This is a genomic window from Pseudomonas idahonensis, assembly GCF_037903935.1.
GTDB classification, from domain to species: Bacteria; Pseudomonadota; Gammaproteobacteria; order Pseudomonadales; family Pseudomonadaceae; genus Aquipseudomonas; species Aquipseudomonas danubii.
The window spans coordinates 6,261,111-6,272,537 of sequence record NZ_CP149586.1 but is presented as its reverse complement, the minus strand read 5'-3'; the positions used below and the strand labels follow the sequence as shown (position 1 = coordinate 6,272,537).

The window sequence follows — 11,427 nt, the reverse complement described above, 5'->3', positions numbered from 1 at the left end:
AGAGGGATGCCGGCATGTCATTTGTGAGCAATCTGGAACATGAATACGAACAGGTCAAAGCCCGGGTCGACGGGCTGCTGGCCAGGCTCGAGCTGGCCTGGAAAAAACTCCGTAGCGAGCTTGAACCGAAGGAGCTGCAGGCGATCGTGCAACTGCTGCAGCGCGCCCATGACCAGGCGCAGTACGCCCTGATTCACGGCGACTTGCCCCCCGGTCAGGCGCCGGTGCCCTGGGAGCTGGCCCACGGCCTGTCGGTCCTGCACCTGGGGAACGCCAAGCCCTTGCCGCAAACGGTGGCCGAGCTGCAGACCCAGGTGATGAAGGACGGCACCCTGCTGGGTTGTCGCCAATGGGAGCTGCTGGACCTGCGCTGGAGCGAGGCCTTGCTCAACTGGATCGAGAACCTGCGCAAGCACGCGACCTTCGGCACCACCCCGGCGCTGATCGAGATGGCCGACAACGTGCTGCTGGACATGGCCGGGGATTGGGGCACCGGCTACTTCCAACCCAATTCGGCGGCGCAGCGCGTGGCGGACCTGATCAAGCAGGACCAGCCGGATTTCACCGTCCACCTGGGAGATGTGTATTACGCCGGTACCGGCAGCGAAGAGAACGCCGACCTTGCCGACTGGCCCATGGGCCGCCAGGCGTCATTCAGCCTCAACTCCAACCATGAAATGTACAGCGGTGCCCATGGCTACTTTGCCGAGATCGCCGCGCTGTTTCCCAAGCAGCAAGGCACCAGCTACTTCGCCCTGTTCAACAGCCACTGGCTGATCGTCGGCCTGGACAGCGCCTATGCCGCCGATGAAATGAACCTGTACATGGACGGCAACCTCAATCCCCCGCAGCAGCAATGGCTCAAGGACCTGGTGGCGAGCAAGGGGCAGGGGCGCAAGATCATGGTCCTCAGTCATCACCAGGGGCTGGATATCAGCGGCCAGCAGCAGACCGCGCTGTACAAACAGGTGGTCGCGGCCCTGGGTCGGGTGCCGGACTACTGGTACTGGGGGCACCTGCACAACGGCATCTGCTATGCGCCCAAGGACGGTATGTACGGGCGCTGCATCGGCCACGGGGCGATTCCCTATGGCGTCACCCGCGAATTGAAAGGCAACCCTCAGGTGCTGTGGTCGGAAACCCTGTCGGCGGGTGATCCGAACTACCCGCTGCGGGTGCGCAATGGCTATGTGAGAGTGAAGTTGAGCGGCTCGCAGATCAGCGAAGACTTCATTGGCGAGACCGGCGCGGTCAGTTGGTCACAGCCCTGAAGGCCCTGTAGCCGCTGCCGAGCCCGCGAGGCTGCGACAAGGTCCGCAGGACCTTGCTTGACGGTTTTCCGCCGGACCTCAAGCGCTCTCAAACTCGCCGCGTCGCAATGCCGCCCAAGCCGTTCGCAGCCTGCGGCAGCGGCTACATAATCCTGTAGCCGCTGCCGAACTCCTGCGGTGTCAGCCAGTGACCGGCACGCCCTTGAGATAAGGCGCCGGTTCTGCGCCGAGGTTGCTCAGCATGCGCTCGCTGTACCAGTCGACGAAGTTGACCACGCCGAACTCATAGGTCTTGGAGTACGGACCCGGCTGGTAGGCGGTGGAGTTGATGCCACGCTGGTTTTCTTCCGCCAGGCGCCGGTCCTGGGCGTTGGTGGCGTCCCACACCTGACGCATGCGCTCGACGTCGTAGTCCACGCCTTCCACCGCGTCCTTGTGCACGATCCACTTGGTGGTGACGATGGTTTCCTGAGCGCTGATGGGCCACACGGTGAACACGATGATGTGGTCGCCCATGCAGTGGTTCCACGAGTGCGGCAGGTGCAGGATGCGCATCGAGCCCAGGTCCGGGTTCTTGATCCGTCCCATCAGCTTGGCGCAGCCCTGCTTGCCGTCCAGGGTCATGGACACGGTGCCCTTGAGCAGGGGCATGCGCACGATGCGATTGCGCAGGCCGAAGCTGGCGTGAGCGTAGGGGATCTTCTCGGCTTCCCAGGCGGCGGCGGACGCGGCCACATGGTCCTTGAACGCCTGGTCGGCGCGGGGGTCGGTGACGTCGTCCCATTCCAGCAGGGTTTTCAGCAACTCGGGGTGCGAGCCGACGCAGTGGTAGCACTCGCGGTTGTTCTCCAGTACCAGCTTCCAGTTGGCCTTTTCGTGCAAGGTGGTCTGCACCGCCACCTTGGTGTTCTCCATGTCGTAGGGCTCCATGTAATGGGCCAGCGTGGAGAGGAAGTCGTCGATGGCCGGCGGATTCTCCGCCAGGGAGATGAAGATGTAGCCGCCGGCGGTTTTCACGTTCACCGGTTTCAGGCCGTATTGCTTCATGTCGAAGTCGGCGCCCATCTCGGTGCCGGCGAACAGCAGGCGCCCGTCCAGTTCGTAGGTCCACTGGTGGTAGTGGCAGACCAGCTTGGCCACCTTGCCCTTGTCGCTGGTGCACAGCCGCGAGCCGCGATGGCGGCAGACGTTGTGGAAGGCGTGGACCACACCGTCGGCGCCGCGGATGACAATGATCGGGTTCTTGCCGATCTGCAGGGTGATGTAGTTGCCCTTGGTGGGGATCTCGCAGGTCATGCCGGCGATCAGCCATTCCTTCTGGAAAATCTCCTGCATGTCGATATCGAACAGCCTGTCGTCGCAGTAGAAAGGCTGCGGCAGGGAGAAGGTCCGCTCGCGCTCCTGCAGCATCTGTGCAGTGGCCTTGCGTGCAGGTTCCAGTGGATCGCCCAAGCTCAGGGTTGCGGTGACGTCCATCGTTCAAGTCCTCATGGCCGTTCGGTGCGGCCGGCGAATTAAATAGTGGCTACGGTGGGTGCTACGCAAGTCACGAAAAATCGGTTGTCGTGTTTGAGGCGAGTGTGGGTCCGCGGGCGCCTTGAACCTTATCCATGGGCGACATGGCCCAATCTGTTCCCGACGGGGGAGCCCCTGTAACTGGGGGCTGGTCGCGATAAGCATGTGAATGTCGCAGATAGGTAAATGGGCGCGAGAAGCCTTACGCAGAATCGCTGACAAGACGCCGACAGTCGGCCGTGGAGAACAGCATGTCCAACACCTTCCTCAACCCGGTAACCACCCAGACCTGGGCCAATGGCCGTCACATCGTCCGTTGCGTCAAAGTCATCCAGGAAACCTGGGATGTGCGGACCTTCTGCTTCATGGCCGACCAGCCGATCATGTTCTTCTTCAAACCGGGGCAGTTCGTCACCCTGGAGCTGGAGATCGAAGGCCAGCCGGTGATGCGTTCCTACACCATCTCCAGCTCGCCATCGGTGCCCTACAGCTTCTCGGTGACCATCAAGCGCGTGCCGGGCGGCAAGGTCTCCAACTGGTTGCACGACACCTTGCATGAAGGCCAGGAACTGGCGGTGCACGGGCCGGTGGGGCTGTTCAACGCCATCGATTTCCCCAGCCCGAAAGTGCTTTACCTCAGCGGCGGCGTCGGCATCACCCCGGTGATGTCCATGGCGCGCTGGTTCTACGACACCAACGGCAACGTCGACATGGTGTTCATCCACAGCGCCCGCTCACCCAAGGACATCATTTACCACCGCGAGCTGGAACACATGGCGTCGCGGATCGACAACTTCAGCCTGCACCTGATCTGCGAGAAACACGGCCTGGGCGAGCCCTGGGCCGGCTATCGCGGCTACCTGAACCACAAGATGCTGGAACTGATGGCCCCGGACTTCCTGGAGCGGGAAGTGTTCTGCTGCGGGCCGACGCCTTACATGAATGCGGTCAAGCGCCTGCTGGAAGCTGCCGGCTTCGACATGGCGCGCTACCACGAGGAATCTTTCGGCGCGACCCCGCCCGAAGCCCGGGCCGACGCCGTGGAGCATGCCGAGCAAGCCGCCGAAGCGCCGGAAGTGGATGTCGCCGACCTGCATCAGGTGGAGTTCACCGCCTCCGGCAAGAGCATCCGCGTGGCCCCGGGGGAAACCGTGCACGCGGCCGCAGCCAAGCTCGGCCTGATGATCCCCAAGGCCTGCGGCATGGGCATCTGCGGCACCTGCAAGGTACTCAAGCTGGGCGGCGAAGTGGTGATGGAACACAACGGCGGGATCACCGAGGAAGACGAAGCCGAAGGCTACATCCTGTCCTGCTGCAGCGTGCCCAAGGGCGACGTGCGCGTGGAGTTCTGATCGCCGGCAAGCCGGCTCCTACACCCATCTGCTGTAGGAGCTGGCTTGCCAGCGAACAGGGGCAACCCGGCTACTGATACAACGCCGGCCGCCGATCCAGGTGCACATGGTTATGTTCACTGATGGACTTGTGCCAGGCCTGGGCCAGCTCCAGCTCCGCCAGCAGCAACTGCTGCCCGTTTTCCCGATTCTTGCCCGCCAACGGATAGCCATCGGCATCGACGATGGTCGAGCCGCCCACCCAGTTCACCCCACGCTCCTCGCCACAACGGTCGCAGGCGGCAACGAACATCCGATTGACTGCCGCATTGGCCTGTACCCGAATCATCTCCGCCGGGCGTTCGCTGGGCGGGCGCGGGCCGTCTGGCCAGTTCACCGGCGCGCACAAAAGCGCGGCCCCGGCCAGGGCCGGCAGGCGCACCCATTCGGGGAACTCCAGGTCGTAGCAGATCATCATGGCGATCGGCCCGAAGCGGGTGGGCACCACGGGGGGCGGCTCGTCGCCCGGGGTGAAGATCAGGTTCTCCCGGTCCCACAGGTGCGCCTTGCGATACACCGTCAGCGTTCCTTCAGGCTCGATCAGGGCGGCGCTGTTGGCCACTCGCTGATCGTCCAGGCGCTCGCAGAAGCCGCCGACAATCACCACCTGCAGTTCTTCGGCCAGGGTTTTCCACAGGCTCAAGGTCGGCCCGTCGAGGCTTTCCGAAAGCGCCAGGGCTTCTTGCAGGTCGCGGAACACGTAGCCGCTCTGCACCAGCTCCGGCAGCACCACCACTTGGGCGCCGTGGGCGGCGGCCTGGCGGATGGCCTCGGTGCTGAGGGTGCGGTTGTAGTCCAGGTCGCCGATTCGTGGTGCCAGTTGCTGGCAGGCCACTTTCAGGGATGTCTGGGGGATCATTGCGCGCCTCCTTCCAGTTGCTGTTCGCTGGCCTGGATAGCCAGGCGTTCGGCTTCCAGGTCCAGGTTGCGGGTCAGCGCCCAGTAGACCAGCCCGGCCACCGCCAGGCCAATCACGAAGGCGACGTCGGCGCCGCCCAGGGCCTGGGACAGTGGGCCCTGGTAGAAGCTCAGGGACATGAACGGCACCATCGCCAGCAAACCGAGGAAGTAGGCCAGCAACCCGGCGCTGGACCAGCGGCCATAAATGCCGGCGGGATTGAAGATGTGGCTGATGGCGTAGCGGCCTTTGCGCACCAGGTAGAAGTCCGCGAGGTTGACCGCGGTCCAGGGCACCAGGAAGTACAGCATCAGCAGGACAAAGGTGTTGAAGCTGCCCAGGTAGCTTTCGGGAATGTTCATGGCGATCAGGAAGATCACCACCGCCACCAGCAGGATGCCGGTTACCCGGCTCTTGAGGTTGGGCTTGATCGACTTGAAACCGTCAATGGCACTGATGCCGGTGAGCATCGCGCCATAGCAGTTGACTGCCATGATGCCCACCAAAGCCGGCACCGCGATCAGCACGGTGAAGGTGCCGAAGCCGGGAATCAGGGTGTTGCCCACTTCGCGCACGCTGGCAATGGCGTCCGGCGAGGGCAGGGCCGAGGCCAGGAAGGCTCCCAGGGACATCAGCCACAGGGCCGAGCCGGCGGCGCCCAGGTAGGTCCAGAAAATCACCTGGCGCGACGGCGTCTGGTGCGGCAGGTAGCGCGAATAGTCGGAGACGTACACCGAATAGCTGATCTGGTAACCGGCGGCGGCCGACAGCTGGATCAGGAACGCCGACCAGGAAAACTGCGGGTCGGCCAGGGCCGAGTCGGCCTGCAGGGTCAGCAGGGCGCTGACGGTGAGCACCGCGAACACGCTGATCATCACGTAGGTCAGCCAGCGCTGCACGGTGTGCAACAGGTCATGGCCAACCACCGCGATCAGCACCGCGATGGCGATCATCAGGGTGTACCAGGGCGCCCGGGCCCCGGGGATCACTGTGTTGATGGCGTCGGTGGCGAGGATCACGTTGAACACGTTGAAGCCTATGTAGACGAACACCACCGCGGTGAACGGCACGATGGCCCCGCGCAGGCCGAACTGGGCGCGGGACTGGATCATCTGCGGCAGGCCCATGCGCGGGCCCTGGTTGGCGTGGAAGGCCATGCAGAAGGTGCCCAGGCACACACCGATGACGATCGCCAGGATGGCATAGGGCAGACTCAGGCCCAGGGCCGCGCCGGTGAAGCCGGTGACCATGGTGGTGAGCACGAAGTTGCCGGTGAACCAGAACGGTCCCTGGTGCCAGACCTTGCCGTGGCGCTCGTTGCGCGGCACGTAGTCGATGGAACGGGTTTCGATCGCAAGGCCAGGAGACTGGGCCTTTTCGGTGACGCAAGACTGAGTCGTCATGGGTGGAGCCTTTGTTTTTATAGGTCGACCCCGGAGTCTCGGATAAAGGTGGCGGATGTTGAATCAGCAGGGGCAAATAATCAGTTCAGGAATTTGTGAACTGATGCTTTCGCTGGCCAGCCAGCTCCTGCGGGGTGGGAGGTGCGCTGGCCGTTGTAGGAGCCGGCTTGCCGGCGAAGGCGCCTGTGAGACCGGCGCCCGGGTTGCGGGCCTCTTCGCTGGCCAGCCAGCTCCTACATGCGAAAGGGATGGGTCAGGCGCTCATGACGGTGCGGATGTCCGCTGCCAGTTCGCGCACGCGCTCTTCTTCGGTGTCCCAGGAGCACATGAAGCGCGCGCCGCCCTTGCCGATGAAGGTGTAGAAGCGCCAGCCCTTGGCCGTCAGGGCGGCAATCGCCGGTTCCGAAAGTTGCAGGAACACGCCGTTGGCCTGCACCGGGAACATCAGCTCCACGCCAGGGATGTCGGCCACCAGTTGGGCCAGCAACTGCGCGCAGTGGTTGGCGTGGCGGGCGTGCTTGAGCCAGGCGTCGTGTTCCAAGAGGCCGACCCAGGGCGCCGAGAGAAAGCGCATTTTCGAGGCCAGCTGGCCGGCCTGCTTGCAGCGGTAGTCGAAGTCTTCCGCCAGCTTGTGGTTGAAGAACAGGATCGCTTCACCCACCGCCATGCCGTTTTTCGTACCGCCAAAGCACAGCACGTCGACGCCGGCCTTCCAGGTCAGCTCCGCTGGGGTGCAGCCGAGGAAGGCGCAGGCGTTGGAGAAACGCGCGCCGTCCATGTGCAGGTTCAGCCCCAGTTCCTTGCAGGTGGCGCTGATGGCACGGACTTCTTCAGGGGTGTAGACGCTGCCCACTTCGGTGGCCTGGGTCAGGGTCACCACCCGCGGCTTGGGATAGTGGATGTCCTGGCGCTTGAGGGCGATCTCGCGGATCGATTCCGGGGTCAGCTTGCCGTTCTGGGTGCCGGCGATCAGCAGTTTGGAACCGTTGGAGAAGAACTCCGGAGCGCCGCATTCGTCGGTTTCGACGTGGGCGGTTTCCGAGCAGATCACGCTGTGGTAACTCTGGCACAGCGACGACAGGGCCAGGGAGTTGGCGGCGGTGCCGTTGAAGGCGAAAAACACTTCGCAGTCGGTTTCAAAGAGCTTGCGGAAATGATCGGCGGCGCGAGCGGTCCACTGATCGTCGCCGTAAGCGCGCTCGTGGCCGTGGTTGGCCTGCTCCATGGCGGCCCAGGCTTCAGGGCAGATGCCGGAGTAGTTGTCGCTGGCGAACTGTTGGCTTTTGTCGGTCATGGCCGGCTTCCGTGTAAGAGAGTTCCGTGGTCGATGATGGTGCGCACTTTACCCAAGAACAATGGCCGAGCACACGCTCTGTTTATGCCGGAATAATGCAGGGCCCATAAGGATTTATGCGTGATGCGATGCTGAAAACCGACAACCGCCGGCGCGATGAGGCGCTGGATGCGCTGAAGTGGCTGGCGCTGCTGAGCATGGTGCTGGATCACCTGCGGTATGTGGGCTTGAGCCTGGACTGGCTGTACGTGCCGGGGCGCCTGGCGTTTCCCTGGTTCTGCCTGGCGATGGCGGTGAATCTGACCCGGGCCAGGGTTGAAACCGACCGTCGGCCCGGACCATGGCGTTACCTGGGCTGGCTGCTGCTATTCAGCCTGCTGAGCGAGATTCCCTATCGCCTGTTTGTGCCTGATCCCGACACCTTGAATGTGTTGCCGACCCTGGCCCTGGGCCTGCTGGTGGCCCGGGGCTGGCAGCAGCGTCGGGGACTGGCCTTGGCGCTTGGCCTGGTGGCCCTGTTGCTGGCGCTGGTTTTTTCCCGCTGGCTGATGTTTGGCGCCTTCGGGGTGTTGCTGCCACTGGCCTTGCTGCTGGTGCTGCGTCGCCCCTGGTATTTCAGCCTGTTGCCCGGGGCCTTGTGTCTGGCGGCCAACCAGTGGGAAACCTTGTTCCCGGCGGCGCGCCTGGGCAATCCGGTGGCGACCTGCGGTATTGCCGTTTGTCTGCTGGCGCCGTGGCTGGGAGTGATGCTGCTGCGGGGGCTGCGTGGCAGGTCGGTGCCGGCCATGCGCCGCTGGGCCTACCTGCTGTACCCGGCGCACTTTCTCCTGCTGCTGGCCCTGCGCCAACTCCTGTAGCCGCTGCCGCAGGCTGCGAACGGCTTGGGCGGCATTGCGATGCAGCAGACGCGGAGATCCTGAAGGCGCCGATCCAGAGCCTTCACTGGGCAGCGGTTCGAGGCATTTGTCCGTGGGCGCCAAGGCATGTCGTAAACGCACCTTTGCGTGGCGTCCATAGGCATTTGAGTTCCCCTTGCCGGTCATACCATCGCATCCAAAGGGCGCAGCTTTAAGGCTGGCCTCACCGAGACGAAAGGCGCAGCGCCGCCGCTGGGAGAGACGTGATGTTCAGCAAGCAAGACCAGATCCAGGGTTACGACGATGCACTGCTGGCGGCGATCAATGCCGAGGAACAACGCCAGGAAGATCACATCGAGCTGATTGCGTCGGAGAACTACACCAGCAAGCGGGTGATGCAGGCGCAAGGCAGCGGGCTGACCAACAAGTACGCCGAGGGCTACCCGGGCAAGCGCTACTACGGTGGCTGCGAGCATGTGGACAAGGTCGAGGCCCTGGCCATCGAGCGTGCCAAGCAGCTGTTCGGCGCCGATTATGCCAACGTCCAGCCGCACTCCGGTTCTTCCGCCAACAGCGCGGTGTACCTGGCCCTGCTGCAGGCCGGCGACACCATCCTCGGCATGAGCCTGGCCCATGGCGGCCACTTGACCCACGGCGCCAAGGTGTCGTCCTCGGGCAAGCTGTACAACGCCGTGCAGTACGGCATCGATACCCGCACCGGGCTGATCGACTACGACGAGGTCGAGCGTCTGGCCGTGGAACATAAGCCGAAGATGATCGTCGCCGGCTTCTCGGCCTACTCCAAGACCCTGGACTTCCCGCGCTTCCGGCAGATTGCCGACAAGGTCGGGGCGCTGCTGTTCGTCGACATGGCCCACGTCGCCGGGCTGGTGGCCGCCGGTCTGTATCCCAACCCGCTGCCTTATGCCGACGTGGTCACCACCACCACCCACAAGACTCTGCGCGGTCCCCGTGGTGGCCTGATCCTGGCCAAGGCCAACGAAGAGATCGAGAAGAAACTCAACGCTGCGGTGTTCCCGGGTGCCCAGGGCGGTCCGTTGATGCACGTGATCGCCGCCAAGGCGGTGTGCTTCAAGGAAGCGCTGGAGCCCGGGTTCAAGGCCTACCAGCAACAGGTGATCGACAACGCCCAGGCCATGGCCGGCGTATTTATCAAACGCGGCTACGATGTAGTGTCCGGTGGCACCGACAACCATCTGTTCCTGGTCAGCCTGATCCGTCAGGGCCTGACCGGCAAGGATGCCGACGCCGCCCTGGGCCGCGCCCACATCACCGTGAACAAGAACGCCGTGCCCAACGACCCGCAGTCGCCGTTTGTCACCTCCGGCCTGCGCATCGGCACCCCGGCGGTCACCACCCGCGGATTCAAGGTCACCCAGTGCACTGAACTGGCCGGTTGGATCTGCGACATCCTCGACCACCTCGGCGATGCCGACGTCGAGGCCAATGTCGCTCGCCAGGTGGCAGCCCTGTGCGCTGATTTCCCGGTTTACCGCTGAGAGCCGCAACTGGAGCAATGACTATGCAACGCTATTCGGGCTTCGGCCTCTTCAAGCACTCTCTCAGCCACCATGAAAACTGGCAGCGCATGTGGCGCACGCCGACCCCGAAGAAGGTCTACGACGTGGTCATCGTCGGCGGTGGCGGGCATGGCCTGGCCACGGCCTACTACCTGGCCAAGGAACACGGCATCACCAATGTCGCGGTGGTGGAAAAGGGCTGGCTGGGTGGCGGCAACACTGCGCGCAACACCACCATCGTGCGTTCCAACTACCTGTGGGACGAGTCGGCGCAGCTTTACGAACACGCCATGAAGTTGTGGGAAGGCCTGTCCCAGGACCTCAACTACAACGTGATGTTCTCCCAGCGCGGGGTCTACAACCTGTGCCACACCCTGCAGGACATCCGTGATTCCGAGCGCCGGGTCAGCGCCAACCGCCTCAACGGCATCGATGGCGAGCTGCTCAACACCCAGCAGGTGGCGGACGAGATTCCCTACCTGGATTGCTCGAAAAACACCCGTTACCCGATCCTCGGCGCCACAGTCCAGCGCCGTGGCGGCGTGGCCCGTCACGACGCCGTGGCCTGGGGTTTTGCCCGGGCTGCCGACGCCCTGGGCGTGGACCTGATCCAGCAGACCGAAGTCATCGGTTTTCGCAAGGAAAACGGCGTGTGCATCGGCGTCGAGACCAACAAGGGCTTTATCGGCGCCAAGCGCGTCGGTGTGGTCACCGCCGGTAACTCCGGGCACATGGCCAAGCTCGCCGGTTTCCGCCTGCCGATCGAATCCCACCCGCTGCAAGCGCTGGTGTCGGAGCCGATCAAGCCGATCATCGACAGCGTGATCATGTCCAACGCGGTGCACGGCTATATCAGCCAGTCGGACAAGGGCGACCTGGTGATCGGCGCCGGTATCGACGGCTGGGTCGGCTACGGCCAGCGCGGCTCCTATCCGGTGATCGAACACACCATCCAGGCCATCGTCGAGATGTTCCCGGTCCTCTCCCGAGTGCGCATGAACCGCCAGTGGGGCGGCATCGTCGACACCAGCCCGGACGCCTGCCCGATCATTTCCAAGACCCCGGTGCCGAACATGTTCTTCAACTGCGGTTGGGGCACCGGCGGCTTCAAGGCCACCCCGGGCTCGGGCAACGTGTTTGCCGCGAGTCTGGCCAAGGGCGAGATGCATCCATTGGCCGCCCCTTTCTCCATCGACCGTTTCCACAACGGCGCGCTGATCGACGAACACGGCGCTGCTGCGGTCGCCCACTAAAAGG

Annotated in this window: 9 protein-coding genes; 5 read left to right on the top strand and 4 right to left on the bottom strand. The window is 63.8% G+C overall.

Annotation, left to right across the window (positions count from 1 at the left end; genetic code table 11):
• Nucleotides 1–14: 14 nt before the first annotated feature.
• The gene (locus tag WIN67_RS28420; protein ID WP_102881091.1) at nt 15–1,271 is read left to right on the top strand and encodes a metallophosphoesterase family protein; all 1,257 of its coding nucleotides are present in this window, start codon (nt 15–17) and stop codon (nt 1,269–1,271) included.
• 180 nt (nt 1,272–1,451) lie between these two features.
• Here the strand turns inward: WIN67_RS28420 and gbcA are convergent, their stop codons facing one another.
• Nucleotides 1,452–2,747, bottom strand: coding sequence for a glycine-betaine demethylase subunit GbcA (gene gbcA, locus WIN67_RS28415; RefSeq protein WP_102881090.1), 1,296 nt, complete (start codon nt 2,745–2,747; stop codon nt 1,452–1,454).
• 290 nt (nt 2,748–3,037) lie between these two features.
• Between gbcA and gbcB the strand changes: the two genes are divergently transcribed.
• Nucleotides 3,038–4,138 carry a glycine-betaine demethylase subunit GbcB gene (gene gbcB / locus WIN67_RS28410; RefSeq protein WP_102881089.1) on the top strand — a complete coding sequence of 367 codons (1,101 nt, stop codon included), beginning with the start codon at nt 3,038–3,040 and terminating at the stop codon, nt 4,136–4,138.
• Nucleotides 4,139–4,208: 70 nt separating this feature from the next.
• Here the strand turns inward: gbcB and WIN67_RS28405 are convergent, their stop codons facing one another.
• The 3 genes from WIN67_RS28405 to WIN67_RS28395 all read right to left on the bottom strand — a co-directional run bounded on the left by WIN67_RS28405 (nt 4,209) and on the right by WIN67_RS28395 (nt 7,772).
• Nucleotides 4,209–5,036 (bottom strand): nitrilase-related carbon-nitrogen hydrolase, encoded by an 828-nt coding sequence (locus WIN67_RS28405; protein ID WP_339070343.1) that lies wholly within the window; start codon nt 5,034–5,036, stop codon nt 4,209–4,211.
• On the bottom strand, nt 5,033–6,478 hold the full coding sequence (locus tag WIN67_RS28400) for a purine-cytosine permease family protein (protein WP_102881087.1): 1,446 nt from the start codon (nt 6,476–6,478) through the stop codon (nt 5,033–5,035). The genes WIN67_RS28405 and WIN67_RS28400 overlap by 4 nt, the downstream gene beginning before the upstream one ends.
• Before the next feature lie 253 nt (nt 6,479–6,731).
• A complete protein-coding gene (locus WIN67_RS28395; RefSeq protein WP_306382315.1) occupies nt 6,732–7,772 on the bottom strand; it encodes a threonine aldolase family protein in 1,041 nt (346 codons plus the stop codon).
• Between the two features lie 116 nt (nt 7,773–7,888).
• On the opposite strand from WIN67_RS28395, the gene WIN67_RS28390 reads away from it, so the two are divergent.
• From WIN67_RS28390 to WIN67_RS28380, 3 genes are all read left to right on the top strand, one after another.
• On the top strand, nt 7,889–8,629 hold the full coding sequence (locus tag WIN67_RS28390; protein WP_339070342.1) for a TraX family protein: 741 nt from the start codon (nt 7,889–7,891) through the stop codon (nt 8,627–8,629).
• A 266-nt stretch (nt 8,630–8,895) separates the two neighbouring features.
• Nucleotides 8,896–10,149, top strand: a complete 1,254-nt coding sequence (locus WIN67_RS28385) for a serine hydroxymethyltransferase (protein WP_047289636.1) — start codon at nt 8,896–8,898, stop codon at nt 10,147–10,149.
• Between the two features lie 23 nt (nt 10,150–10,172).
• A complete protein-coding gene (locus WIN67_RS28380) occupies nt 10,173–11,423 on the top strand; it encodes a sarcosine oxidase subunit beta family protein (protein WP_016964291.1) in 1,251 nt (416 codons plus the stop codon).
• Nucleotides 11,424–11,427 lie beyond the last annotated feature (4 nt).

Excerpts from the sequence above, each read along its gene's own strand:
- gbcA (WP_102881090.1), bottom strand. The coding sequence starts at position 2,747 with ATGGACGTCACCGCAACCCTGAGCTTGGGCGATCCACTGGAACCTGCA.
- WIN67_RS28405 (WP_339070343.1), bottom strand. The coding sequence starts at position 5,036 with ATGATCCCCCAGACATCCCTGAAAGTGGCCTGCCAGCAACTGGCACCA.
- WIN67_RS28420 (WP_102881091.1), top strand. The coding sequence starts at position 15 with ATGTCATTTGTGAGCAATCTGGAACATGAATACGAACAGGTCAAAGCC.
- WIN67_RS28400 (WP_102881087.1), bottom strand. The coding sequence starts at position 6,478 with ATGACGACTCAGTCTTGCGTCACCGAAAAGGCCCAGTCTCCTGGCCTT.
- WIN67_RS28380 (WP_016964291.1), top strand. The coding sequence starts at position 10,173 with ATGCAACGCTATTCGGGCTTCGGCCTCTTCAAGCACTCTCTCAGCCAC.
- WIN67_RS28395 (WP_306382315.1), bottom strand. The coding sequence starts at position 7,772 with ATGACCGACAAAAGCCAACAGTTCGCCAGCGACAACTACTCCGGCATC.
- gbcB (WP_102881089.1), top strand. The coding sequence starts at position 3,038 with ATGTCCAACACCTTCCTCAACCCGGTAACCACCCAGACCTGGGCCAAT.
- WIN67_RS28385 (WP_047289636.1), top strand. The coding sequence starts at position 8,896 with ATGTTCAGCAAGCAAGACCAGATCCAGGGTTACGACGATGCACTGCTG.
- WIN67_RS28390 (WP_339070342.1), top strand. The coding sequence starts at position 7,889 with ATGCGTGATGCGATGCTGAAAACCGACAACCGCCGGCGCGATGAGGCG.